A 24,172-nucleotide genomic window follows, 5' to 3' on the forward strand; every position below is an offset into this window, starting at 1 on the left:
CTCTGCTCTTACTGGGTCAATATGGGCAGACGGCCTTTTACGATTGTTCCGCCTGAAATTTTGGCTATGTATTCCAGGTTCGGAAGCATTCCCAATAACTGGGCTGGGAACAGATCAGCTTCCTCCTCCATCAAACGCTCGCCTTGGTTGCCTCCGTGCATAATGGGCTCCTTGCCATCCGAGTTCTGGCCTTGAGTCCGCATGACGTACTTGAGCCGGGTCTTCGGCAAGTTATCTGCGATATACTCCTGTGTTTCACCATCGACGATACGCAGAGCAAACGTGTTGTTGATGTTCCCCAACACTTGGAGCGCTTTGTCTTTGCTACCCAGTCGAGCTGCGAAGTCAGCAAAAGTCTGAGTTGCAACGAAAAGACGAAGTTTCGCACCGCGACCTTTGTTCAGGAGCTGGATGAACGGGTCGTTGATCACCTCAGCAGCCTCATCAACAAAGATATTTACGGGTCTGTTGTTGACGCCGTAGTTGTATCTGTCACCGGCAACCGCTGTCAGGTCTGACAGGAAGATGGACCCCATAGCACTACCAACCATGTTGTCGGTCAGGGAGTCGAGCCCCAGATAAGCAACTTGAGCGTTGTTGATGATTTTTGCGGAATCAGTGATCTGGCGTTCGTCGCTCAGATCAGATGAGTCTGGAGACAGCAGAGGGCCTAGCTCCCCGGACGTCAGCATATTCATGATCGGCAGGAGGTTCGCCACCATCTTGGAGAAGTGGGTTTGGTCGTGCTGGAACATCGACAGCAAGCCTTCCAGATCAGAGTTTGGGTGCTCAGGTTGGATGATGTCGTAGTAGAACTTCATCAACGCGAAAGCGATCTTCTCACGCGAACCGTTTTTGACTTTCTCCAAATAAGCCGCTGCTTCTGCCTCCCAGTCGGGCATAACTCGCTCTGAGTAAGCCTGAACGGCCTTGATGACCAAGCCAGCAGCGCCACCTTCAAGGAATCGGCGGAGCTTTGTCAGGTTGGGACGATCATGAGTGATGACCAAGCCCTGAGCGATGTTGTTCAGTGCCTGCCATCCAAATGATTTGAACGGGTCGGCCCCTGCTTCGGACGGGATCAACGCTGCCAAACGACTTGCAATTTCAGTCACGCGGGTGAAGTTACGCAGAGGGTCGATACGCACCGACTCTTCCGGGAATGCTGGATGAAATGAGACGAATCTTTCCGGCTGCCCCATAGCTTCACAGGCACGTCGTGCATTGTCCCGCATCTCCTTATCCCCTTTCGGGTCTATGATGATCACGGCTTCCCCACGCAGAATGGCCTGTGAAATCAGGATGTCGAACATACGGGTCTTGCCCGAGCCGGTGGTCCCAACGATCAGCGAATGCCCCTCAGTGTGCTTGAGTGGCTGCATCAGCTTCTCTTCTTTGGGTTCTACCCCGTGAATCCAGGGCTGGCCGATTGGCAGCTCCTTTTTCTTACCCTGTATCTTCCGGACAACCTTTTTGACCGTGGACTCTCTCCCTACGATGGAAGTCCAGTCGCGTTTCAGGATCTCAAACACGCGCTGGGCATGGCGGTTTTCCCACAGGAACCCACTACCAAGCCACATATCGTCCGGCGTGTCCTTGATGTACTTTTGGAGCTCCGCAATAGAAATAAACTCCAGATCACGCCCCTTCAAATGCTTTTGGAGCAGGTGAAGTTTGATAGCCTTTGGCAAACGAGCCATCGCCATCACGCCACAGATCCCCGTCATCCAATAGAAGGGCTCCGGAGGCATCGTGCTGACTTGCTCTACGGCCAAAGCCGCGCCGGAGGCGGCAAGCCAGCCTGCTACAGCATTTTTTTCATAGTTGGGCCGCCACGGCATCTCGTAGGCGAGCGGGTCATAACTCATTGTCATGTTTCATTTACCTCTAAATACAGTTTTCCCTGACGTTTCTTGAGCAAAGGCCGTCTCTGTGCCCGGCTCAGCATCCCGCAGAGGATGTGTTTGCTGATGCCGATGTTTTCACCGGCAATCATGTCGAAGGCTTTGTCACTGGTTACTAAGCAGCCATCCTCTTCCAGGACAGGTGTCACGAGCCATCTGCCCGAGCGTTTTTGGATCATGTCCTTGAGCATCTGGAGTGCTTTCTGAGGCGTAACACCAGACGGCAAGAAATCTTCCGCGTTGATGTCTTTCGGGTTTGTTTTCGCCTTAGGCGGCTCAAACTCCCTAACCTCTGGCTCTTCCCTTTCTCGCACCTCGACGTGTCCCAATTCCTTCTCACGCTCAACTTTGGGCTCAGGAGCCACTGGTTGAACCTCCCGCTTAGGAAGGCGAGCCACGTTCTGTTTTTCTTGGACCGGCTGGCGCTGCGGCTCTTCAACCGGAGAAGTAACATCGACCTTCTTCTCCTTCTGCTGTGGCTGGGAGTCCTTACCTTTCGCCTTTTGTTCAGGCGAGGGTTTACCGGCGTTAACCTCAGGCTTCTGCTGCTGCGCCTTTTTTCGGCTTTGTTGTTTCGGTGCAGACTTATTCTTGCTTGCATCCAAGCCAGGGGGAGAGACGAGCTCAAAGGCATCCTGGTATCCCCCCATTGACGCCTCGGCATCCTTAATGGCCGCTACGACTGCATCTGAAAGCTGCTCCGCCAGTACAATTGCCTTCACTCCGCTGAAATCACGAACTTTGCGACCTGGCATAATCGGGTCTGGAACAATCGCGTTGGCGTGGGACAGCTTCGAGAGAACCTCTGACGGCGCACCCAGCGACCGAGCGCCATCCGGGTACAAAATGACGGCTTGACCCTTCATCAGGCATAGGACTTCGCCCAGCGTCGTTTTACCTTCCAAAACAGGCATGATCGCTTGTTCAAGCAACGCCGATGCTTCTCCGTACCCGGCTAACATCTCAACGAGTAAGGTCTTTGCGTCTTTCTCATGCAGATTAGGTTTGTCCGTAGGTGGCATTGCTGGCGCTGGTGTTGTTTGTTCTGGTGCGTCAGTCAGCATAGGGAGCGGCTCAATCGCCCATGATGGCGGTTCATCAGAACTACCGAACATTGGAAAGTCATCGCCCTGCAGGGAGTTTTGTTCTTGTGGAACGAAGTCCTGTTTTGGCTGCTTCTCTTGCTTTCCGGGCATTGCCACATCTGGGATTTCTGAGTTTGTTGCGTCAGTGCTGGCTGTCTCTGCCGATGCGCTGAATGCGTCAAACGGAAAGTCGATGTCCCCCAGTCCACCCCCAACATCCTTGAGTGCTTGTAACGGATTGTCGTTTGCCAAAGGTGGTGCGTTTTTGGCAATGTCCTGAGGGGACAAATCCTCTTTTGCCTCTGGTTTGTGGGGTTGTTTCTCTGTATCACTCTTCGGTTTTGCTTTGCCCGGTTTGCTCTGCGGCTTACCCTTCTTGCCAGCGTCAGGCTTAGATGATTCCGTTGATCCAGCATCTTTTTGCTCTGGTTTCTCCTCGACAGCATCTGAGGTGCTTTTCAGCATCTCCATCGCATCACCAAAGCCAAGACCAGCTAGAGCTTTCTCTGCTTCCTGCTCTGCGGCCAACATGTCATCGTTCAGAGCTGACACATCTTCCTCTTGGTCGTCATCGACTTCCTCAGGATCAACGAACTCAATCTCAGCGTCCTCAACATCACCAACAACTTCCGCAGCAACAGCCGCAGGAGGCTCAGTCGTAAACACCAGGTCGTTTGATTCGAGTCGGAGCATCAAGATCTTCACCGATCCCGCCGCCTCCTGGAGCATCTCAGGCAAAACTTCCCAGTAGCGGTAGTACGCACGTTCACCCTTCTCCTGCACCGTGTTTGGTACAGCAAAACCACGTTCGATGAGAATGTCGGCCAGTGTGTCAGGGTCTCGTGGAATACCGGGGATCTTGTCGTGGCTGATCAAGTCATAAAGGTCCCCAAGCTGTTTCCAGGCAATGAATACACCTTGGTTGAGGTGCCAGACTTTCGCGCCTGGCTCATTGACCTTCCATTTTCCGGTTTTAACCAGGCGGCGGATGGCATCGAACACGTACCGCTCGACAGGCACACCATAGGAGAACTCGTCCACATCGAGACGACTCTGGCGAAGGTCCCGTGAGACGCTCTCTTGGTCAGCGCGAAGCATCAGCTTGGTCACAGGCTGATTGACGCTGGTTCCTGAGATAGCTTCCAGCATCGCTTCCATGATGGACGGGCCAGACTTGGACAGAAACTCCCGAGTCTCAGCCGGAATAATTCGATCCACCGCCAGCAGCGAGAATTGCTCATGTCTTTTGTGTCGCTTGTCGCGCCACCGGATAAAGTAACGGTCGATTTCGTGACGGTGTGCCCAGTCATGAAGTGACTCCGAATACGGGTTCCATGTGATTGACCCGTCTTTGTCCGTAATGGACACATCCGAGAGCGGTTTACCCACATCATGCAGCAGCCCGGAGAAACAGCTCGCCAGTCTCCAACGCGGCTCATTGTCACGGCGTTCACGAGGCGTCCCCTCGATGGAAAAGATAACTGACTCAGATGCCTGAGCTGCCCAGAAGGCCACTTCAAGCCCATGTCGGAACAGACCACCAGCGCCACGGTGGTGGTGTGATTCGGAAGCTGGCAACAGGTGAACAAACGCGGCATACCGCTGGATCACCGGCAAAACAAGCCGGTTGAAGTCGTCCACAGTGAAACCGAGAGAGTTCCGCACTTTCTCAATCAGTTCAGCTTGGGTTGCCAGTATCTTGTCTAGTGGGGCCACTGGCAGGCCCTTGGCAAAAGGTGGGTATCGAGGGATTTCTTCATCTTCCACGTCTTTAAGCGGCAACACTCTGACGCTCGGCGCGGTCTCGATCACTCCACTTCGCCCACCAAATAACTTGTTAAGGGCTTTCAGCATGTAGGTTGACCATATTCCTATCGTATTTCTCGTCGCTACATGCTCTCAAAACACCTTTAGATCGCACACACGCCTATCTGTCCAATTTGGGCAGTTTGAGAAACCAGCTTTCCATCCCCCCCCTTTTAGAATGGGCTCATCGACAATTTTTTATGAGGAACGACACGATGAGACAACTGATAGCAATTCTGGGAGTGGCAATTCTGGCCGGGTGTGCCTCTAACGCCCCCGAGCAAAAGCCTCAGCCCCAGACTGCCCCTGCCGAAAATGACAAACCTGCCCGAGTTAGCCGGGAACTGTCGATGGCATGGGACAACATGGGGCGCGGTGGTGCTGCATTACGTCAACCTGGTTATATCCATGTGCTGGGCGACGGTAATGTCAGCGCAACGATGAACAAGGTCAAAGATGACTCCGCTGGTTCAGATAAAACTCCAGCAGGGATCAAACAGCACGGGGATGTCAACGAAGCCATCAATACCTTCAAGTCCATGAATAAAGGCAAAGGCTACTCGCTGTACGAGTTGTCACGCTGGGAACGCTATTGCGATGGTGGCAAAGGTATGGACGAGCACGATTGGCGCTTTGTGGAAGCCGAGGGAACCACAAACATCCCCAAGGACGTTGTAACCGGCTGCATACCACCTACCCACACCTATAAAGATTATCTGAATGCCTGGACGCACTTTTGCACCAGTCAGGCTGTAACTGACGCAGATCGCCGCATTGTGCGCGAGTCCGTGCGTCCCTATTCAGTGGTGAACCCATGCAAAGCTCTGAAATAAGAAACCAGACAGAGCTAGGCCGTAAGGCTGAGCTCTTCGACGCTTTATTAATCATGCTCCAGGAGGCCGGTTCGAGGGGTAATTCCAGCGAAGCGGCCTATGTCATTTCTGGAGTCCTCGAAAACCTCTCCAGAGACTACCCCGAAGTCAAAGGTCTGGCTCAAAGCTGGACTGAGCTGGCGAATCTGGAATCAAAGATGAGAGGAGCTGCTTAATGGACCTTTATATCTGCGAGAAGCCTTCTCAGGCAAAAGATTTGGCTGGCGTAATGAAGGCCTCCCAACGAGGTGATGGATTTCTCCATGATGGAGGAAACCGCGTTATTACGTGGGCGTTCGGCCACCTGCTGGAATTGTATATGCCAGACGATTATGACGAACGCTACAAGTCATGGTCACTGGAGACCCTCCCTATTGCACCAGAGTCATGGCGGTACAACGTTCGCAAGAGTGCGTTCAAACAGTACAAAATTGTTGAGGGACTGGTCAAAAAGGCGAGCACCATCTACATCTCAACGGACTACGACCGAGAAGGTGAGGCTATCGCCCGTTCGCTTCTGGATCGATTCCGCTACTCTGGCCCTATTCGCCGAGTTTGTTTGACGGCTCTCGATGAGTCAAGCATCAAGAAAGCGCTGAACAACGTAAAGGATGGCAAGGATACGGTCTCACTCTACTACGCCGCATTGGCACGGCAACGCGCTGACTGGTTGGTAGGCATGAACGTGAGCCGCCTCTACACAGTGCTGGCCCGAGATGTCGGCTTCAACCACACTCTTCACGTTGGCAGGGTTATCACCCCAACCGTCGCTCTTGTTTGTCAACGGGACCGAGAGATCGCCGGTTTCACCCCCTCACCATACTGGACTCTGGGTGTGAACGTGTCCGTACAGAATGGACAGTTTGCCGCCCAATGGATACCACCAGAAGAGTGCAGTGACGAGCAAGGCCGGTGCGTCAATAAGGCCTATGCCGAGCAGGTAGCCTCCCAGGTCAATGGTGCCAATGCTGTTATCAGCAAAGCAGAAACCAAACCAGGTAAAGAGTCAGCCCCCCTCCCCTTCGATCTAACGTCGCTGCAACAATACGCGAGCAAACGATGGGGATACACAGCTCAGCAGGTACTGGATGCAGCTCAAGCTCTGTACGAGACGCACAAAGCGACCACCTACCCTCGTACTGACAGTCGTTATCTACCCGAGAGCCAAAAGGAAGACATTCCGGACATTCTCCAGGCGCTCATTTTGTCCGATCAGAACGTCTCTGGGCTGGTGGCTGGCGCAGATCCTCATCGCAAGGCCAGGGTATTCAATGACGCCAAAGTGACCGCGCACCACGCGATCATTCCAACACCGGCCAGAACAGACATCAGTGCCATGTCTGAGATCGAGTTCAATCTTTACGACGCCATCCGTCGTTTCTACATCGCGCAGTTCTACAGCGAGTTCGAGTTCACCAAAACCTCCATCGAGGTGCAGTGTGGGCGTCACCTCTTTGCGTCCGCTGGTAAGACACCTACCAAACAAGGCTGGAAGGTTTTGTTTGCTTCTGATAGTGAAAGCAGTCCCAAGGACGAGGGGGAAGACACCGACGCGCCGGTTGAACAAGAGAAGCTCCCCAGGGTTAGCCAGGGCGAACCTGCCTTGCTGAATGGGGCCGAGCTGGCAAACAAAATGACGCGGCCAGCACCGCACTTCACCGAAGCCACATTGCTTGCCGCGATGGAGAACATTGCCCGGTTCGTGACTGAGGAGAAGTTCAAACAAATCCTCAAAGACACAGCCGGTTTAGGCACTCCAGCAACACGCGCAAGCATCATCCAGGGCGCTGTTGATAAAGGCTACTTCAAGCGTCAGAAAAAGGTACTGCTTGCAACTGATAAGGCTCATGCGCTTATAGCAGTGCTTCCACCAGCCATCAAATCACCCGGCATGACTGCGGCTTGGGAGCAGGAGCTTGAGAAAGTTGCCTCCGGCTCCGGGAACATGTCTGTCTTCATGAAGCAGATTTCCACCTGGATCTGCCAAATGGTTGAGCAGCTCAAAGTGGCCGCACCGGTTCTGACCAAAGAAGGTGGCGCGATGGCTAAAGCCTTCGAGGGCGCGAAGCCTCCTTCACACGAATGCTTCAACTGCGGTGGAGAGATGCACCGGATCAAAGGGAAGAACGGTTTTTTCTGGGGCTGCCAGAACGAGGCTTGCAAGAAGACGTTCCCAGACAACCGAGGGAAACCCGAGAAACGTATCGCGGCGGAGGATTGTCCAGACTGCCCAGATTGCGGTAGCCCGATGCGTCTCAGGAAAGGAAAAGCCCCTGGCAAGAAACGAGCCTCTAAGTTCTGGGGCTGCACAGCGTATCCCGATTGCAAAGGCACTATGCCCTTCAAAAAGTCGGACTTTATGGATTGATAGAGGAATTAAGTATGTTTGGAAAAATCATTTTAACTGCGATGCTCACAACCAGCTCTGCCACTGCCGAAGATGCCGGGAAGAACATCGCCTCAGGCTTGGCAACTGCATCTACCCGCCAAATAGGTCAGGCCATCATGCCAACTCTAGCTATCGGCTCGGCCATTGCAAAAAGCGCAGGAAAAGGCATGGTGTTAGGTTTCGCTGAGACATCTGCCAGCTATATTTCCCACGATGACCTGAGCGCCACTCGAAGCTATCAAAACCCTGAGGCTGTTGATATGGCAAAAGGCCTGGGGACCTTGAAAGACGTCCCTGATTTCCTCTACGTCATTACAGACGTAAATGCCAACATGGCTGACAAATGCAAGCGCGTCTGGGAGCCTCAATCACTGGCTTTAAGCCAATTGATTGTTGAGCTGGTGGCACTGCGTAAGACGAACAACAAAGGTAGCTACGAACAAGCGCTATCCCACCTCGATTGTTCAATATTCACAAACTAAAACAATTAAGGGGCCGTCGGCCCCTTATCTTTAATTACCCAAGTTCTTTTGATACCTGAGCTACAATAGTTTTAAATCAGAATACCAAAATCAATTCACATGGATGGCGAATACTTCAACCGGATAATCTCCAAAGTGCGGGTGCGTTATGACGTTCCTTGAGAAGCCACGCCAAGGACGAATCTCTATCCTGGACATATCTCCAGCCTTTGGGTAGCCACACTTAACATGGACTTCATCATACTCGCGCCCCTCTAGTCTTTTTATCCAGTAGTCTGTGACGAGGCGATATTCATCTGGTTTTTCTCCAGATTTGATCTGATCGAAGTAAATCTTTTTTACGGGCAGATGAAGTATTCTCTTTTTCATAATCACCACCTGATAGCTCATCAGACTATCTAACTATTAGACAAAACATCCCTTTTTCAATTTCTGTCTCTCTCGCCTCATGGGCCAATACAATATCCGCGATAACACGAATATTCCCTTCATAGTTGCGAATGGCCGCATCCCGCATCGTGTCTAAAGTGTCCTGACACTTCGCTCGCCTGAATTTAACGAGCCAACTTTGCCGATCTATCTTGTCCACACCAAATCCCATTCAGCGAACCATGTATCCAGCTTCTTTTGCCGCAGCATCAAGCTCGGAGGAAAAGTTAACGTCGGACTTTTCTGCCGCGTTATAGAGGGCTCCACACTTGGGCCATGAGCGCCCTACCAGTTTCATCGCCAACGCATCCGCCAGCATTTCTCGGATCTGTGTTTCAGCCTCACCAAAATCGGCTAGAGTTTCGTCTATGCCCGACTCTTCCATCAGCTCGATGAGCTGAGGTTGTTTGAGCCAGACGCCTGTTTGCATTTCCAACTGGTCTCTTGCATCTGCCACCAATTGGCGTTCAAGGGTGACGCCATTTACGGTCTTAACAAATTGCTTTGGCTGACGCTTTACCTTTTTTGGTCTGGACACATCAGAGATAACCGTCACCGGCTTCCCACGCAGTTCACGCGGCAACGGTCCACTTAGCCCCAGAACTAAGCGACGAGCGTACTCATGCTCGTATGGTTTCAACCCTCGACCTTCACGGTACATCTCAGTATCCACCAGCAGATCACCGCGCAGCCTCGCGTTTTTCCGCACTTGTTCGGACAAGACCGATTTGCCCTTCCCGCTGGCTCCCATTACGAGCGAGTGAGATTCTACTTTGTTATCAAAAAACATAATTCCGCCCCCAAAGAGGTGTTGCTATAAAACATGGTTTGAACATCTGGCGCTGTTATTGCGCCCACCGATACTCTGGGCAACGCACTCTGTTGTGGCCGCTTTTCCCTTTGCTATTGGTGATGTCATCTTCATTCTTCGCAGCCCCCAGCTTACTCAGTATTTCAGCTTTTGTGGCGCGATGACCGCGTATTAAAAGAGCATTCAGCAGGTATCCAGTGAACACCTCTGTACTCGGCATACGGTCAAGCAACTCAACATACTGCTCATCCGTCAAATCATGGATCTCACAATATTTTTCCACCGCCTTTTCGTAGGCTTCTGCGTAGCCATGAGTGGAAATCCTGAAAACAATATCCCCATTGCCGTAGCCTGGCTTTGTGACGAGAAAACAAGGTGCGAAGTAGGTTCTCTTCACCCCCATCCGGCTCCGGTTCTCGATACTGATATAAGCCCTCAGCCCCTCAGCAATGATATTTGGCCCGGAGTTGCGTCGCCGCTTACAAGTCTTATTCTGACGCTTCACCTCTTCTGCCTCAGCTTCCCACTTTCGGTCCAAGCTGTAGGCCAGCCGGTGAGCTGTTGCGTAGGAATACTCTCTCAAGGAGAAGTATTCCTGCCGGTAATCATCCGCCACCCCAACTGTTCGTGCGACACGGAACCCGACGAAACCGGCGTCATGGGTTCCCTCGCCGTAGTAAATGACTGCCATTATTTACCTTCCTTACTTCTGATACCGTGCTGCACCACGGTATGGCGACCGCAATTCACATTCAGGTGATCCCGAACTGCGGCCATGACCGCTGAATGCAATCTGTAATCCACACTCTGCCCAAGTGTTTCTGTCGCTTGTTCTTTTGCCATCCACGAAATATCAAAGCTATCAGGTATCGACATCAACTCCTGAACCAGATCGACCGATGGCTTGTAAATGCGGCCACCGTCTTGGATGTACACTGCATCCTTTACCCCACGATCCTGAGACTTGAGGATGGTCGGGCAACTGGTGCTTTCTCTCGTCAAGAACGCAGGCATCCTGCGAGAAGTTGACTCTCTGGCCTGAATTGACTTCAACGCTGTGACGTCTGCACAATCCCCGAGGTGCTTCTCGATCACCGGCCACAATCGTCCACCAGCTCTCTGCTCAGGTTTCGGTGGAACGAACCCAGGGAAGACCGACGCCACCATGTAATAGCGTTCTCGCCCCTGGTACGCGCCGAAATCCAGACCGTTCAAGACCATCTCAGTGAGGAAGTACCCCATCCGCCGCAGTGTCGTTCCCATCATCGCCCCGGCTCCGGATGCTTTGAAGTTCGGGACGTTTTCCACCAGCACGACGGCAGGGTTCACGACCTCGATCTGTTTTAGTGCCGGGTAAACCATGTCGAGCATGGTGGAGAGATCTTCAAGAGAACGCTCTTTGTCCCTTGGACTTTTGGCGTTTGAGTGGTCATCACACCCCAACGAGTAATGGGCCAAACCAATTGGTGGGCACTCCGCCAGCAAGGCTCCAAGGCGATCCAGCTCCAGGTGATGAATGTCTTCATTCAGCAGGATACGCGGGGAGCTGTTCACCAGCGTATTGAGCGCATGTACTTCACTCAGGTTCCGCCCGGATGCTCTGTCTCTGGCTTCAACTGGACGATGTTCCAAAACAATCTCAGCCTTCCAGCCAAGCGATTCCATAACATGAATGTCTACCCCGCCAGTCAATGCCACAAAGGCACGGAAAGGGCTGGTTTTTCTGAACCGATCAGCAATGGCAAAGGCTCTGTTTGCGACGGGAGTGAAGACTACTCGACCTTTTCGCATTTCGACGTGGAAACGCTCTGTATAGCGAGGGAAGCACTTATCTATGAGCCCTTGTCCAGAAAACTCAATAACGGTTTCCAGCGGGTTGTTGGAGCGACTCTTTGGTTGATACCGGCGCTGATAAACCTGGTGTGTCTGTAGTTCATCGGTCGCTGGGATCACCGAAAAACCGCCCATCCCCTCCCCTGGCTCAACGGCGATGCCCATACCTGGCTTGAACCCCATAACATCCAAAAAGTTGGACGAAACCCTAACCTTGCGTTTATCGCCTACTCGATTGAACGCAAGTTGTTTGGTTACTACGGAGGGGGAGACGATCGGTAACATTGGTCAACCTCTTTTCTTCTTGTTTTGCTCGCGCTTCACCATTGCTCCAGCAGCTTTCAGAAGTCTCTGGTTCTCCGCCAGCTCCTCTTGGAGTTCCTGAGTATCCTCTTCTGTCTGAGCCTTTTTCAGCTCGGCCTCGCAATATTGGACCTCTTCCTGCAAGCTGACTTTCGCAAACTTGAGAGCGGCCAGTCGCGTCGTATAAACGCCAAAAGGCAATTCGCCACCTTCCCGGAACTGCTTCAAGCACCAGCTCGGTATAGATGGCAACCAACCAAAGTCCCCATTCTTCCGTGACCTTTTCCCCCACGTAATCCCATCTAACTTTTGGGCAAGATTGACATAGCGTTGATCGCTGGTTGAGTTGCGTCGTTTCTGAATAGAGCGAACTATCCACTCTGTAACCTCGACCTTTGCTTTATCATCATCAGAGATGTAATAAAGGGCTGCGTACAACACAGCGCCTTTACGAATGACTGATGGTGGGTATGCCTGGGCTTTCATCTATCCCCCTATCGCTTTTTCTTTCCGACAAGACGGAGATGATCGGCGGCCAAGTCATACTGCTCGTTTTTGTCGCGGCGGCGGAATCTGTCAAAAAACTTCCCTCGTGGCAGGGTTTCTTCCATAGCGATCAGGCGGTTCAGCCACACTTCTTGAGGTAGCATCCCTGCTGGAGTCGGCCCGAGCTTACGTCCTTCCTTGACGTGCTCCATTGTTTGCGTGGCAGTAAAAATCGCACCACCAAACTTTCTCCACTTGAATTGCAGGGGCATATCTGGAGACTCATCCAGCATCAATTTCTTATTGGTTTGTTCTGTCACGACAATTACTCCACCATCCATTCTTCACTAAGCAGGAACGCCCAGCGCTCTTCTGCTTTTTCTGGGTTGTCTTTGGCCTGTTTGATCATGATCTCGGCGGCGTTAAAGCCTACCTCTCCACTGAACCGGCCCCATGAATGGCTATGCCACTCGCGCATCACACTTCGGCCAAGCGATGCAAGTTCTGGACTTACACCCTCATGGAGGGCATAGAGCTCCCAAGCATCCCACCCGTATCGTAATAGGTTGTGCCCTGGGGCGTTAAAGGCCTGAGCAGCCTTGAACCGCTCTCCAGGCTCCTTCCCTCTAACATCCACACCCTGGAGCACCAACCCCATTACCACTTCAATGACAGGCTCGCGTTGCTTCTTTGCCAGCTCGATGGCAGCCACCAGCATTGCTTTGGCGTCAACAAATTTCCCATGCCCTTGGCACATACCGCAGGTTTCTTTGGAAGGGGAAAAGTCATAAACACCGGAACCAGCACAAAGGCGGCATGTCAGGTCAATCATGGGCTCTTCTCTCCTCATACTCTTCGATGCGCTCTTTCAGACGCTGAACCACTGGTGCGAGCTCAGGGATAGCTTCCGCTTCCTCAAGCGTGTATCGCTTGTCTTCCTGGTAATCGACTATTTGAGGAGGCCTTGGCTGTTTAGGGAACTCAGCAAAGTCATTCAGCGACATCGAGGTAGGAAGTCCTCCTTCAATCTCACCTTTTTCGTTGAGTGACTGAGTGACGATAAGCTGTGTTCCGCCCACCTCGGTATCAAAGCGGTCATCAAAGCGCTCACCGATAGTCCAGCCGCCACGGCCAAGAACACAGGTCGTACTCATACGTAGGCGATTGAATGCTTTAGCGTCATCCCAGTTCAAAGGATTTTCATCCATGAGGAAAAAAGGCGCTTCGTCCCGAACGAACACCTTGGACTTGGCGTTATCGAAGATCGGCCCAAACACCCCCTGCTGGAGGTATGGTTCGACTTTCTCTGCAAGATCCTGGTGCCCTTGAGAACGCAGCGCCTCATAGAGCTGGGTGATTGTTTGTTTGCCGGTGTCCGGAAGGCAGGACAATACTGTCTGCTTTTCCTCGTCACTCAGGCTTACCATTCTGGACAAAAAGCTGACTACCAGCTCGTTGTGCCCATCGACCGTTTCAATGTTGAGCTTGTTCTCGTCCATCTTCTTCCTCAGTAATCGGTTCGATAAATTCAATGGAGTCCATGCTTACATGACTGATAATGGCTTTCAGGCCGCAGCAGTCGCATGGTTCAAAGGTCAGTTCTGATCCCTTGGGAGACTGATGCGTGACCGTTGCCACAGCCCCTAGAGGGATCAACCCCCAGCCGTTTTTTAGTACCCGAGTAGTTCTGACCAGCCGACCTTTGTACTCTCGTTTCAGTTTCGGATGCGGCACTACCGCATATCGCTTACTCATTTCGGTCCCCTTGTACCAAAGGCTCGACAACCAGCTCTTGAGCTTCGTCCCAGTCGGACACCTTTGCATCACCAAACGCAAAGGCAATTCGCATAGCCACTGTCGGCCTGCCTATTTTCATCAAGTAAGCCGCAGCACCGGCACACATCGACTCTTGTCCCGAAGGTGCATAGTTACCCTCTTCATCCCATTCACCACCTGACTTTGAGTGCACGGTCTTGTGGCAATGAAACGTCGTCATGTCGTTTTCAACGATGTCGTTGATGATGCCTTCTAATCGCCCAGGGGCCAGCTCGATAGCGCCCTCCTTCCGGAATGGACAGTTGGCGCAAGGTTTCTTCAAACGGAGATGATTTGCTTGCTTTGGCATACATATCACTTTTACAGCATCATTTTATGATTCTATGATATAGCCATATTCCGTGTAGTCAATATCTCACTAACAATTACTTTCTATCGGACGCTTACGCGCCCATTTTGGGCAGATAGACAAGTTATTTGGGCGTTTGGGCGTTTGGAGTGTGCGAGGTGGACAGCGGGGAGACTTTCACATGTGAAAGTTTTGTTTCTTGGTATCGTTTTATTGTCTCTTGATATTATTTTATGATGCTGTAATAATCATAAATAAGGGCCGCATCGCTCTTCGACCTTCGTTGCAGCCCTTACAACACAATCAAGCAATTAAGGAGCTTTGTTATGCTGCAAGGCAATACTAACACGAATAAGCGCATCCCGCTCGCGGCGTTCATGAAATGGCCGCTGGCGAAACGTCAGGACTTCATCGACCGGGAAATGTCCGGTTGCCCCGACTTTATCAAGACGTCTTTGCTTCGGCATTAAGGCGATCAGGCAGGAAAGCAAAGAACCTCGCTTCGGCGGGGTTCTTCGTTTCTACCTCTTGAATGTTTCGTCAGAACAAACTGGAGCGCTTATGTCACCAGAAACACAGCAACTTACATCCAAGGCTTTATCTCTCATCGAGCAGTCCCGATACAGAATGGGCACATCTCGGTTTGTTGAGGCCTTTATTGACCAGTGGGCATACTTGCAGACTGGCCTATACCCAGCCAAGGAGGAGATCCCGGAAGAACTTCAGCCGGTCGCCTTCGAGCTCTCTCACGTCCTGTCTGCCGCCATTAAGCGCGACCCCACCAGCGATGTTTTGGGTTACGTCCTAAGCATGTCTGGCTTCCACAAGAAGGGCACCAATTACTTCCCCACTCCTCCAGAGATTGGCCGCTTGATGTCACTCATTGTTGGCTCACAGTCTTCGGCAGACTTTTATGAGCCCTGCTGTGGTTCTGGCATCAACGCCATTCACTGGATGGAAAACCTGATCGAGAACCACGGTCCCGAAGCATTGAGAGAAGCCTCAATCTACCTGGAAGACATCGATCCGTTGATGGTGAAGTGCTGCATGATCCAGCTATTCCATTATTTCGAGTCCCGCAATACCACTCCCAAAACGCTGAGTATCGTCGGCATAGACACCCTTAGCAGACGAACCAAGAACATCGCCTACTACGCCGAAAAACCTCCAGCAACCGCCGCTACCGTGGCAGCATAAAAAAACCCGCCGATTGGCGGGTTTTGCATTCAATGCGCTGCTCTATGGCACCTTACAGTTTTCCGTACCGGTTCAAGAACGAAGACCTGTCTAAGATCCCCCAGTCTGTCAGCATGTAGTAGCCGGTGGCACCTCGTTCGCCGGTAGACTCCCTGACGAACAAGATATTCATTCCGAACTCATCACGCAGGGCAGACAACTGTCTCTTGATCGTTGATTCAGGAATATTTGTTGCCTTGTGAAGGTCTTGGAGACTTGGCTTCTCCGTTTTAGACAGGGCATTCACCAAAGCAAATTTTCTTTTCATGTCCTGTGAGATCTTCATATTCACCTGTTCTTGACAGGCCCAACCTCTCTGGCTGGGCCTCCTTTATTAGCCTTCGACACTCAGGAGTTCAATGTCTGACACAGGCACATGAACATGCTTTTCCTTGCCTTCGCCATCGAGCGTTTTAACCCAGACAGTAGACGGAACCAGAGCAACACGGTCGGTCATGATGACTCCACGTTTGGTCTCGCCATCCAGGTTAACGTTGACAGCAAAAATCAAACTGTCAGCCCGGACGTTCTTCCATTCCTTGTCCTTCGGCAGAGGAGGAAGAGCATCACCGCCTTCTTCATCTTTGTCCTTGCCGCTGTTATCTGGCTGCTTGACAGGATCTTTGTGCTCACCCTCTTCATCACGCAAAGGGTCTTCGTCATCATCGTCCTGACCATTGGAATTTTTACCCCCTTCCAGTTCCTCCTGGGCAAGGTTCAGGTCGTCATTCCCGGTTTGTTCCGACGTACCATCCCCACCCGAGTTGAGGGATTGCTCGTCGGTGTTGCCAGCGCCAAGCTCATCATTCTGGTGGGAGCCAGTCAGTGGGCCTTTTTCCATTTCGTCTTTGATACGTTTGGCATCATTCAGCAGCTCACGGCTTTGTTTACGAGTAATCCCGTCAGACATAGCCACCGCGCAGACGGCGCGACATCTTTCTTCATTCAGATCGAACAAGAGACGAAGGTTATTCAAGGTCTCTGTATCAGAACATACTTCATTATCGTATAACTCACGCACACAGTCAGGTAGCTTGAGCAACGACAGATGCGTAGATACGAAAGTGATATTCTTACCGAGCCGATCAGCAATATCCTTTTGCTTCCAACCTTCTTCAATAAACAGGTTTAACGCCTCGGCAATCTCTACCGGAGTCAAGTCATCCCGCTGGATGTTTTCGATCAGCTCACCAGCAGTCTCGTCCAAGTTGTTCTGGACCTTATCATTCACCACCAAGTCAATGGTCTCGATACCAGCGTGTTTACACGCTCTCCAACGCCGCTCCCCTTTTTGGATGACGAACTTGCCTTCTTCGTTCTTCGGGAACACGATGATCGGAGACTGCTGCCCTTCGGTCAGCAAGGTTGCCGCCAGCTCTTCAATGTTACGGAAGCGCTTACGAACCTGGACCTTGGATACAACGTCGTCAACAGGTACGGTAAGAACCTCTTTGCCTTTCTTGCCTTTGGCGGCTTTAGCAAGTTCGGACAGGCCTTTTAAATTGTTCAATGCCATCGCTTAGCCCACCTTCTCTAATAGTTCTTCCAACACCGCCTCAACTTCTTTGGCCGCGACATGTCCATAGCGAAGCTCCCAGACAGGGATGCCATCAGTCGTCGCCGTATCGAGCGGAGGCCGGTGCATAATTTTGTTCTCAAACAACAGATCCGGAACTGTGTTCTCCAGCGACTTGAGGGCTTTGTCGTGATTGACAGAGCGGTCCATGTCGTTGATCACGATGCCCAGGATCTCCAAATCTTGGTTGTACGCCTCGCGCACACCAATAATCGTGTTCAGGAGACCTTCTACGCCGTCCACAGCGAAGCCAGAGAGCTTTACTGGACATGCCACATGGGTAGACATCACCAACGCTGCCACCAGCTTTCTGCCGAGGCTAGGCGGACAATCAATCAGCACGTAGTCGTAGTTCTCAAACAGCTCAGCCAAATGGCGAGCCGGATTCATGGCCTGGTCAAGAGGCACAGCCTCCATCTCAAACAGATCCGGGTCGTTTTTCGGCGTATGAATGAGGTCTGCACCGCAAGGGCAGTGCATGACCTCAATGCCGTCCAGCTCGTAAGCGAACAGCTCTGCGGTTTTGGTTCCTGTGAGGATGGGCTCGTAGTCACCATCCTCAAGCTCTCGTCTGGGGGCCAGTCGAGAGGACGTGTTCCCCTGACCATCCATATCCAAGACCAGCACTTTCTTTTTCTTCTGTAACGCCAGATAAAAGGCCTGCTGGATACAGAGGGTACTCTTACCCACTCCGCCTTTCTGGTTGGCGAAGCTGATTACTTTTGCCATACCCACCTCTATTTTGGTTTCTCGCAGGTGATCAAGACCACCCCCAAACTTTCACATGTGAAAGATTGTAGCGATCATAAAATGATACTGCAATATCTAATTATGGTTCTGTTAAAACAAACTTTAAACAAAAAAACGGCCATGAAGGCCGCTTATTGACAAGGTTTGTGCTGTCAGCGCAATTGATTTGCTGCTCCAAGCCCATTCGCCAATAACTGCATCGCATCGTTGAACAGCGCGGAGCCCCGTTCCGGTGTGAGCAATTCCGGCATATCTTCTCGCGGCCAAGTACCGGCTACTTGAATGAGCAAACTGGCAGCCCAGTGGATCTGCTTTTCTTCACTTTCATCGGCCAGAGTGCATACGACGGGGAAACCGTACTTACGCCCCCAGCGACTCACCTCTTTGAACGATACCAGCTCAGGCTTTTGCAAATCCCGGCTGTAGGCCTCAGCTATCATGTGGTTCAGTTCTTTAGCGTCCATTTATCCCACTCTATTGTAAACAAGACATTTTTATCTTTTATATTCAATGGCTTATTTTCCTGCTAATTGGTAATACCATGAAAAATACCATGCTCAGAAAAGGCTTAACAATATTTTGAAAAATTGCCTACTGAGCGCTGCCGCACAGCTCCATAGGCCGCTTTCCTGGCTTTGCTTCCAGATGTATGCTATTCTGCTCCTGCAGCTAATGGATCACCGCAAACAGGTTACTCGCCTGGGGATTCCCTTTCGACCCGAGCATCCGTATGAGACTCATGCTCGATTATTATTATTATAGAAGCCCCCATGAATAAATCGCTCATCATTTTCGGCATCGTCAACATAACCTCGGACAGTTTCTCCGATGGAGGCCGGTATCTGGCGCCAGACGCAGCCATTGCGCAGGCGCGTAAGCTGATGGCCGAGGGGGCAGATGTGATCGACCTCGGTCCGGCATCCAGCAATCCCGACGCCGCGCCTGTTTCGTCCGACACAGAAATCGCGCGTATCGCGCCGGTGCTGGACGCGCTCAAGGCAGATGGCATTCCCGTCTCGCTCGACAGTTATCAACCCGCGACGCAAGCCTATGCCTTGTCGCGTGGTGTGGCCTATCTCAATGATATTCGCGGTTTTCCAGACGCTGCGTTCTATCCGCAATTGGCGAAATCATCTGCCAAACTCGTCGTTATGCATTCGGTGCAAGACGGGCAGGCAGATCGGCGCGAGGCACCCGCTGGCGACATCATGGATCACATTGCGGCGTTCTTTGACGCGCGCATCGCGGCGCTGACGGGTGCCGGTATCAAACGCAACCGCCTTGTCCTTGATCCCGGCATGGGGTTTTTTCTGGGGGCTGCTCCCGAAACCTCGCTCTCGGTGCTGGCGCGGTTCGATGAATTGCGGCTGCGCTTCGATTTGCCGGTGCTTCTGTCTGTTTCGCGCAAATCCTTTCTGCGCGCGCTCACAGGCCGTGGTCCGGGGGATGTCGGGGCCGCGACACTCGCTGCAGAGCTTGCCGCCGCCGCAGGTGGAGCTGACTTCATCCGCACACACGAGCCGCGCCCCTTGCGCGACGGGCTGGCGGTATTGGCGGCGCTGAAAGAAACCGCAAGAATTCGTTAACTGCACATTCGGGATATTTCTCTATATTCGCGCTTCATCAGAAAACTGAAGGAACCTCCATTGAATCGAACTAATATTTTTTTTGGTGAATCGCATTCTGACTGGTTGCCTGTCAGAGGCGGAGAATCTGGTGATTTTGTTTTTCGACGTGGTGACGGGCATGCCTTCGCGAAAATCGCACCTGCTTCCCGCCGCGGTGAGCTCGCTGGAGAGCGTGACCGCCTCATTTGGCTCAAAGGTCGAGGTGTGGCTTGCCCCGAGGTCATCAACTGGCAGGAGGAACAGGAGGGTGCATGCTTGGTGATAACGGCAATTCCGGGAGTACCGGCGGCTGATCTGTCTGGAGCGGATTTGCTCAAAGCGTGGCCGTCAATGGGGCAGCAACTTGGCGCTGTTCACAGCCTATCGGTTGATCAATGTCCGTTTGAGCGCAGGCTGTCGCGAATGTTCGGACGCGCCGTTGATGTGGTGTCCCGCAATGCCGTCAATCCCGACTTCTTACCGGACGAGGACAAGAGTACGCCGCAGCTCGATCTTTTGGCTCGTGTCGAACGAGAGCTACCGGTGCGGCTCGACCAAGAGCGCACCGATATGGTTGTTTGCCATGGTGATCCCTGCATGCCGAACTTCATGGTGGACCCTAAAACTCTTCAATGCACGGGTCTGATCGACCTTGGGCGGCTCGGAACAGCAGATCGCTATGCCGATTTGGCACTCATGATTGCTAACGCCGAAGAGAACTGGGCAGCGCCAGATGAAGCAGAGCGCGCCTTCGCTGTCCTATTCAATGTATTGGGGATCGAAGCCCCCGACCGCGAACGCCTTGCCTTCTATCTGCGATTGGACCCTCTGACTTGGGGTTGATGTTCATGCCGCCTGTTTTTCCTGCTCATTGGCACGTTTCGCAACCTGTTCTCATTGCGGACACCTTTTCCAGCCTCGTTTGGAAAGTTTCATTGCCAGACGGGACTCCTGCAATCGTCAAGGGATTGAAACCTATAGAAGACATTGCTGATGAACTGCGCGGGGCCGACTATCTGGTATGGCGCAATGGGAGGGGAGCAGTCCGGTTGCTCGGTCGTGAGAACAATCTGATGTTGCTCGAATATGCCGGGGAGCGAATGCTCTCTCACATCGTTGCCGAGCACGGCGACTACCAGGCGACCGAAATTGCAGCGGAACTAATGGCGAAGCTGTATGCCGCATCTGAGGAACCCCTGCCTTCTGCCCTTCTCCCGATCCGGGATCGCTTTGCAGCTTTGTTTCAGCGGGCGCGCGATGATCAAAACGCAGGTTGTCAAACTGACTACGTCCACGCGGCGATTATAGCCGATCAAATGATGAGCAATGCCTCGGAACTGCGTGGGCTACATGGCGATCTGCATCATGAAAACATCATGTTCTCCAGTCGCGGCTGGCTGGTGATAGATCCCGTCGGTCTGGTCGGTGAAGTGGGCTTTGGCGCCGCCAATATGTTCTACGATCCGGCTGACAGAGACGACCTTTGTCTCGATCCTAGACGCATTGCACAGATGGCGGACGCATTCTCTCGTGCGCTGGACGTCGATCCGCGTCGCCTGCTCGACCAGGCGTACGCTTATGGGTGCCTTTCCGCAGCTTGGAACGCGGATGGAGAAGAGGAGCAACGCGATCTAGCTATCGCGGCCGCGATCAAGCAGGTGCGACAGACGTCATACTAGATATCAAGCGACTTCTCCTATCCCCTGGGAACACATCAATCTCACCGGAGAATATCGCTGGCCAAAGCCTTAGCGTAGGATTCCGCCCCTTCCCGCAAACGACCCCTGGAAGCCCCGTAGCGACGCGGAGAGGGGCGAGACAAGCCAAGGGCGCAGGCTCGATGCGCAGCACGACATAGCCGGTTCTCGCAAGGACGAGAATTTCCCTGCGGTGCCCCTCAAGTGTCAATGAAAGTTTCCAACGCGAGCCATTCGCGAGAGCCTTGAGTCCACGCTAGATCTATCTCATCTGCGCAAGGCAGAACGTGAAGACGGCCGCCCTGGACCTCGCCCGCGAGCGCCAGGCGCACGAGGCCGGCGCGCGGACCCGCGCCACGGCCCACGAGCGGACGCCGCAGCAGGAGCGCCAGAAGGCCGCCAGAGAGGCCGAGCGCGGCCGTGAGGCTTGGACGCTAGGGCAGGGCATGAAAAAGCCCGTAGCGGGCTGCTACGGGCGTCTGACGCGGTGGAAAGGGGGAGGGGATGTTGTCTACATGGCTCTGCTGTAGTGAGTGGGTTGCGCTCCGGCAGCGGTCCTGATCAATCGTCACCCTTTCTCGGTCCTTCAACGTTCCTGACAACGAGCCTCCTTTTCGCCAATCCATCGACAATCACCGCGAGTCCCTGCTCGAACGCTGCGTCCGGACCGGCTTCGTCGAAGGCGTCTATCGCGGCCCGCAACAGCGGCGAGAGCGGAGCCTGTTCAACGGTGCCGCCGCGCTCGCCGGCATCGCTGTCGCCGGCCTGCTCCTCAAGCACGGCCCCAACAGTGAAGTAGCTGATTGTCATCAGCGCATTGACGGCGTCCCCGGCCGAAAAACCCGCCTCGCAGAGGAAGCGAAGCTGCGCGTCGGCCGTTTCCATCTGCGGTGCGCCCGGTCGCGTGCCGGCATGGATGCGCGCGCCATCGCGGTAGGCGAGCAGCGCCTGCCTGAAGCTGCGGGCATTCCCGATCAGAAATGAGCGCCAGTCGTCGTCGGCTCTCGGCACCGAATGCGTATGATTCTCCGCCAGCATGGCTTCGGCCAGTGCGTCGAGCAGCGCCCGCTTGTTCCTGAAGTGCCAGTAAAGCGCCGGCTGCTGAACCCCCAACCGTTCCGCCAGTTTGCGTGTCGTCAGACCGTCTACGCCGACCTCGTTCAACAGGTCCAGGGCGGCACGGATCACTGTATTCGGCTGCAACTTTGTCATGCTTGACACTTTATCACTGATAAACATAATATGTCCACCAACTTATCAGTGATAAAGAATCCGCGCGTTCAATCGGACCAGCGGAGGCTGGTCCGGAGGCCAGACGTGAAACCCAACAGACCCCTGATCGTAATTCTGAGCACTGTCGCGCTCGACGCTGTCGGCATCGGCCTGATTATGCCGGTGCTGCCGGGCCTCCTGCGCGATCTGGTTCACTCGAACGACGTCACCGCCCACTATGGCATTCTGCTGGCGCTGTATGCGTTGATGCAATTTGCCTGCGCACCTGTGCTGGGCGCGCTGTCGGATCGTTTCGGGCGGCGGCCGGTCTTGCTCGTCTCGCTGGCCGGCGCTGCTGTCGACTACGCCATCATGGCGACGGCGCCTTTCCTTTGGGTTCTCTATATCGGGCGGATCGTGGCCGGCATCACCGGGGCGACTGGGGCGGTAGCCGGCGCTTATATTGCCGATATCACTGATGGCGATGAGCGCGCGCGGCACTTCGGCTTCATGAGCGCCTGTTTCGGGTTCGGGATGGTCGCGGGACCTGTGCTCGGTGGGCTGATGGGCGGTTTCTCCCCCCACGCTCCGTTCTTCGCCGCGGCAGCCTTGAACGGCCTCAATTTCCTGACGGGCTGTTTCCTTTTGCCGGAGTCGCACAAAGGCGAACGCCGGCCGTTACGCCGGGAGGCTCTCAACCCGCTCGCTTCGTTCCGGTGGGCCCGGGGCATGACCGTCGTCGCCGCCCTGATGGCGGTCTTCTTCATCATGCAACTTGTCGGACAGGTGCCGGCCGCGCTTTGGGTCATTTTCGGCGAGGATCGCTTTCACTGGGACGCGACCACGATCGGCATTTCGCTTGCCGCATTTGGCATTCTGCATTCACTCGCCCAGGCAATGATCACCGGCCCTGTAGCCGCCCGGCTCGGCGAAAGGCGGGCACTCATGCTCGGAATGATTGCCGACGGCACAGGCTACATCCTGCTTGCCTTCGCGACACGGGGATGGATGGCGTTCCCGATCATGGTCCTGCTTGCTTCGGGTGGCATCGGAATGCCGGCGCTGCAAGCAATGTTGTCCAGGCAGGTGGATGAGGAACGTCAGGGGCAGCTGCAAGGCTCACTGGCGGCGCTCACCAGCCTGACCTCGATCGTCGGACCCCTCCTCTTCACGGCGATCTATGCGGCTTCTATAACAACGTGGAACGGGTGGGCATGGATTGCAGGCGCTGCCCTCTACTTGCTCTGCCTGCCGGCGCTGCGTCGCGGGCTTTGGAGAAATTCTTCAAATTCCCGTTGCACATAGCCCGGCAATTCCTTTCCCTGCTCTGCCATAAGCGCAGCGAATGCCGGGTAATACTCGTCAACGATCTGATAGAGAAGGGTTTGCTCGGGTCGGTGGCTCTGGTAACGACCAGTATCCCGATCCCGGCTGGCCGTCCTGGCCGCCACATGAGGCATGTTCCGCGTCCTTGCAATACTGTGTTTACATACAGTCTATCGCTTAGCGGAAAGTTCTTTTACCCTCAGCCGAAATGCCTGCCGTTGCTAGACATTGCCAGCCAGTGCC

28 protein-coding genes and 1 pseudogene are annotated in these 24,172 nt (G+C 53.5%); 11 read left to right on the forward strand and 18 right to left on the reverse strand.

Features of this window, described 5'->3' with window-relative positions; translation table 11 throughout:
* Nucleotides 1-8: 8 nt before the first annotated feature.
* Entirely contained in the window at nucleotides 9-1,874 is a 1,866-nt protein-coding gene (traD, locus tag R7093_RS20285; protein ID WP_000178857.1) for a conjugative transfer system coupling protein TraD, read from the reverse strand.
* Nucleotides 1,871-4,843 (reverse strand): MobH family relaxase, encoded by a 2,973-nt coding sequence (gene mobH / locus R7093_RS20290; RefSeq protein ID WP_001326173.1) that lies wholly within the window; start codon nucleotides 4,841-4,843, stop codon nucleotides 1,871-1,873. Before mobH ends, traD begins: the two co-directional genes overlap by 4 nt.
* Before the next feature lie 167 nt (nucleotides 4,844-5,010).
* Between mobH and R7093_RS20295 the strand changes: the two genes are divergently transcribed.
* From R7093_RS20295 to R7093_RS20310, 4 genes are read left to right on the forward strand one after another with little or no spacing between them, the layout of a single operon-like run.
* A complete protein-coding gene (locus R7093_RS20295; RefSeq protein WP_001249395.1) occupies nucleotides 5,011-5,628 on the forward strand; it encodes a hypothetical protein in 618 nt (205 codons plus the stop codon).
* On the forward strand, nucleotides 5,610-5,843 hold the full coding sequence (locus R7093_RS20300) for a hypothetical protein (protein WP_001191890.1): 234 nt from the start codon (nucleotides 5,610-5,612) through the stop codon (nucleotides 5,841-5,843). The genes R7093_RS20295 and R7093_RS20300 overlap by 19 nt, the downstream gene beginning before the upstream one ends.
* Complete coding sequence (locus tag R7093_RS20305) at nucleotides 5,843-8,035, forward strand: DNA topoisomerase 3 (protein ID WP_000366823.1); 2,193 nt, start codon at nucleotides 5,843-5,845, stop codon at nucleotides 8,033-8,035. The genes R7093_RS20300 and R7093_RS20305 overlap by 1 nt, the downstream gene beginning before the upstream one ends.
* Nucleotides 8,036-8,049: 14 nt before the next feature.
* Nucleotides 8,050-8,538, forward strand: a complete 489-nt coding sequence (locus R7093_RS20310; protein ID WP_000467110.1) for a hypothetical protein — start codon at nucleotides 8,050-8,052, stop codon at nucleotides 8,536-8,538.
* A gap of 90 nt (nucleotides 8,539-8,628) precedes the next feature.
* On the opposite strand, the gene R7093_RS20315 is transcribed toward R7093_RS20310, so the two are convergent.
* From R7093_RS20315 to R7093_RS20360, 10 genes are all read right to left on the reverse strand, one after another.
* Nucleotides 8,629-8,907 (reverse strand): hypothetical protein, encoded by a 279-nt coding sequence (locus R7093_RS20315; RefSeq protein WP_000746034.1) that lies wholly within the window; start codon nucleotides 8,905-8,907, stop codon nucleotides 8,629-8,631.
* A gap of 232 nt (nucleotides 8,908-9,139) precedes the next feature.
* On the reverse strand, nucleotides 9,140-9,688 hold the full coding sequence (locus R7093_RS20320) for a phage head-tail adapter protein (protein WP_225452416.1): 549 nt from the start codon (nucleotides 9,686-9,688) through the stop codon (nucleotides 9,140-9,142).
* Nucleotides 9,689-9,812: 124 nt separating this feature from the next.
* Complete coding sequence (locus R7093_RS20325; protein ID WP_000268552.1) at nucleotides 9,813-10,469, reverse strand: hypothetical protein; 657 nt, start codon at nucleotides 10,467-10,469, stop codon at nucleotides 9,813-9,815.
* Nucleotides 10,469-11,896: a DNA cytosine methyltransferase gene (locus R7093_RS20330; RefSeq protein ID WP_000936897.1), complete on the reverse strand. Its 1,428-nt coding sequence runs from the start codon at nucleotides 11,894-11,896 to the stop codon at nucleotides 10,469-10,471. Before R7093_RS20330 ends, R7093_RS20325 begins: the two co-directional genes overlap by 1 nt.
* A 3-nt stretch (nucleotides 11,897-11,899) precedes the next feature.
* Nucleotides 11,900-12,400, reverse strand: coding sequence for a hypothetical protein (locus tag R7093_RS20335; protein ID WP_000647188.1), 501 nt, complete (start codon nucleotides 12,398-12,400; stop codon nucleotides 11,900-11,902).
* An 8-nt stretch (nucleotides 12,401-12,408) separates the two neighbouring features.
* A complete protein-coding gene (locus tag R7093_RS20340; RefSeq protein ID WP_001447539.1) occupies nucleotides 12,409-12,720 on the reverse strand; it encodes a hypothetical protein in 312 nt (103 codons plus the stop codon).
* Between the two features lie 5 nt (nucleotides 12,721-12,725).
* A complete protein-coding gene (locus R7093_RS20345) occupies nucleotides 12,726-13,232 on the reverse strand; it encodes a hypothetical protein (RefSeq protein WP_000566443.1) in 507 nt (168 codons plus the stop codon).
* On the reverse strand, nucleotides 13,225-13,899 hold the full coding sequence (locus R7093_RS20350; RefSeq protein ID WP_000344149.1) for a hypothetical protein: 675 nt from the start codon (nucleotides 13,897-13,899) through the stop codon (nucleotides 13,225-13,227). The genes R7093_RS20345 and R7093_RS20350 overlap by 8 nt, the downstream gene beginning before the upstream one ends.
* Nucleotides 13,874-14,155 carry a hypothetical protein gene (locus tag R7093_RS20355; protein ID WP_000044823.1) on the reverse strand — a complete coding sequence of 94 codons (282 nt, stop codon included), beginning with the start codon at nucleotides 14,153-14,155 and terminating at the stop codon, nucleotides 13,874-13,876. The genes R7093_RS20350 and R7093_RS20355 overlap by 26 nt, the downstream gene beginning before the upstream one ends.
* The gene (locus tag R7093_RS20360; RefSeq protein WP_001125904.1) at nucleotides 14,148-14,525 is read right to left on the reverse strand and encodes a hypothetical protein; all 378 of its coding nucleotides are present in this window, start codon (nucleotides 14,523-14,525) and stop codon (nucleotides 14,148-14,150) included. Before R7093_RS20360 ends, R7093_RS20355 begins: the two co-directional genes overlap by 8 nt.
* A 326-nt stretch (nucleotides 14,526-14,851) precedes the next feature.
* On the opposite strand from R7093_RS20360, the gene R7093_RS20365 reads away from it, so the two are divergent.
* Together R7093_RS20365 and R7093_RS20370 are read left to right on the forward strand one after the other, a co-directional pair.
* Nucleotides 14,852-14,995 (forward strand): hypothetical protein, encoded by a 144-nt coding sequence (locus tag R7093_RS20365; RefSeq protein WP_000939033.1) that lies wholly within the window; start codon nucleotides 14,852-14,854, stop codon nucleotides 14,993-14,995.
* 91 nt (nucleotides 14,996-15,086) lie between these two features.
* Nucleotides 15,087-15,722, forward strand: a complete 636-nt coding sequence (locus tag R7093_RS20370) for an N-6 DNA methylase (protein ID WP_000074431.1) — start codon at nucleotides 15,087-15,089, stop codon at nucleotides 15,720-15,722.
* Nucleotides 15,723-15,774: 52 nt separating this feature from the next.
* On the opposite strand, the gene R7093_RS20375 is transcribed toward R7093_RS20370, so the two are convergent.
* From R7093_RS20375 to R7093_RS20390, 4 genes are all read right to left on the reverse strand, one after another.
* On the reverse strand, nucleotides 15,775-16,047 hold the full coding sequence (locus R7093_RS20375) for a helix-turn-helix domain-containing protein (protein WP_000703827.1): 273 nt from the start codon (nucleotides 16,045-16,047) through the stop codon (nucleotides 15,775-15,777).
* 48 nt (nucleotides 16,048-16,095) lie between these two features.
* Nucleotides 16,096-17,277 carry a ParB/RepB/Spo0J family partition protein gene (locus tag R7093_RS20380; RefSeq protein WP_001207227.1) on the reverse strand — a complete coding sequence of 394 codons (1,182 nt, stop codon included), beginning with the start codon at nucleotides 17,275-17,277 and terminating at the stop codon, nucleotides 16,096-16,098.
* Between the two features lie 3 nt (nucleotides 17,278-17,280).
* Complete coding sequence (locus tag R7093_RS20385) at nucleotides 17,281-18,066, reverse strand: ParA family protein (RefSeq protein WP_001151304.1); 786 nt, start codon at nucleotides 18,064-18,066, stop codon at nucleotides 17,281-17,283.
* A gap of 173 nt (nucleotides 18,067-18,239) precedes the next feature.
* The gene (locus R7093_RS20390; RefSeq protein ID WP_000338945.1) at nucleotides 18,240-18,551 is read right to left on the reverse strand and encodes a hypothetical protein; all 312 of its coding nucleotides are present in this window, start codon (nucleotides 18,549-18,551) and stop codon (nucleotides 18,240-18,242) included.
* Nucleotides 18,552-18,857: 306 nt separating this feature from the next.
* Between R7093_RS20390 and sul2 the strand changes: the two genes are divergently transcribed.
* The 4 genes from sul2 (at nucleotide 18,858) to R7093_RS20410 (ending at nucleotide 21,921) form a co-directional block, all read left to right on the forward strand.
* A complete protein-coding gene (gene sul2, locus R7093_RS20395) occupies nucleotides 18,858-19,673 on the forward strand; it encodes a sulfonamide-resistant dihydropteroate synthase Sul2 (RefSeq protein ID WP_001043260.1) in 816 nt (271 codons plus the stop codon).
* 60 nt (nucleotides 19,674-19,733) lie between these two features.
* Nucleotides 19,734-20,537, forward strand: a complete 804-nt coding sequence (gene aph(3'')-Ib / locus R7093_RS20400; protein ID WP_001082319.1) for an aminoglycoside O-phosphotransferase APH(3'')-Ib — start codon at nucleotides 19,734-19,736, stop codon at nucleotides 20,535-20,537.
* The gene (locus tag R7093_RS20405) at nucleotides 20,537-21,373 is read left to right on the forward strand and encodes an aminoglycoside O-phosphotransferase APH(6)-Id (protein WP_000480968.1); all 837 of its coding nucleotides are present in this window, start codon (nucleotides 20,537-20,539) and stop codon (nucleotides 21,371-21,373) included. Before aph(3'')-Ib ends, R7093_RS20405 begins: the two co-directional genes overlap by 1 nt.
* Nucleotides 21,374-21,678: 305 nt before the next feature.
* Nucleotides 21,679-21,921: a transposase gene (locus R7093_RS20410; protein ID WP_000844627.1), complete on the forward strand. Its 243-nt coding sequence runs from the start codon at nucleotides 21,679-21,681 to the stop codon at nucleotides 21,919-21,921.
* Between the two features lie 31 nt (nucleotides 21,922-21,952).
* On the opposite strand, the gene tetR(A) is transcribed toward R7093_RS20410, so the two are convergent.
* Nucleotides 21,953-22,603, reverse strand: coding sequence for a tetracycline resistance transcriptional repressor TetR(A) (tetR(A), locus tag R7093_RS20415; protein WP_000164043.1), 651 nt, complete (start codon nucleotides 22,601-22,603; stop codon nucleotides 21,953-21,955).
* Nucleotides 22,604-22,708: 105 nt separating this feature from the next.
* On the opposite strand from tetR(A), the gene tet(A) reads away from it, so the two are divergent.
* The gene (gene tet(A) / locus R7093_RS20420; protein WP_000804063.1) at nucleotides 22,709-23,908 is read left to right on the forward strand and encodes a tetracycline efflux MFS transporter Tet(A); all 1,200 of its coding nucleotides are present in this window, start codon (nucleotides 22,709-22,711) and stop codon (nucleotides 23,906-23,908) included.
* On the opposite strand, the pseudogene R7093_RS20425 reads toward tet(A), so the two are convergent.
* Nucleotides 23,854-24,063 (reverse strand): annotated as a pseudogene (locus R7093_RS20425) (IS91 family transposase); the annotation flags it as partial. The gene tet(A) and the pseudogene R7093_RS20425 sit on opposite strands and share 55 nt — an antisense overlap.
* Nucleotides 24,064-24,172 lie beyond the last annotated feature (109 nt).

The sequence above is a fragment of the Vibrio sp. 1580 genome, from assembly GCF_033340055.1.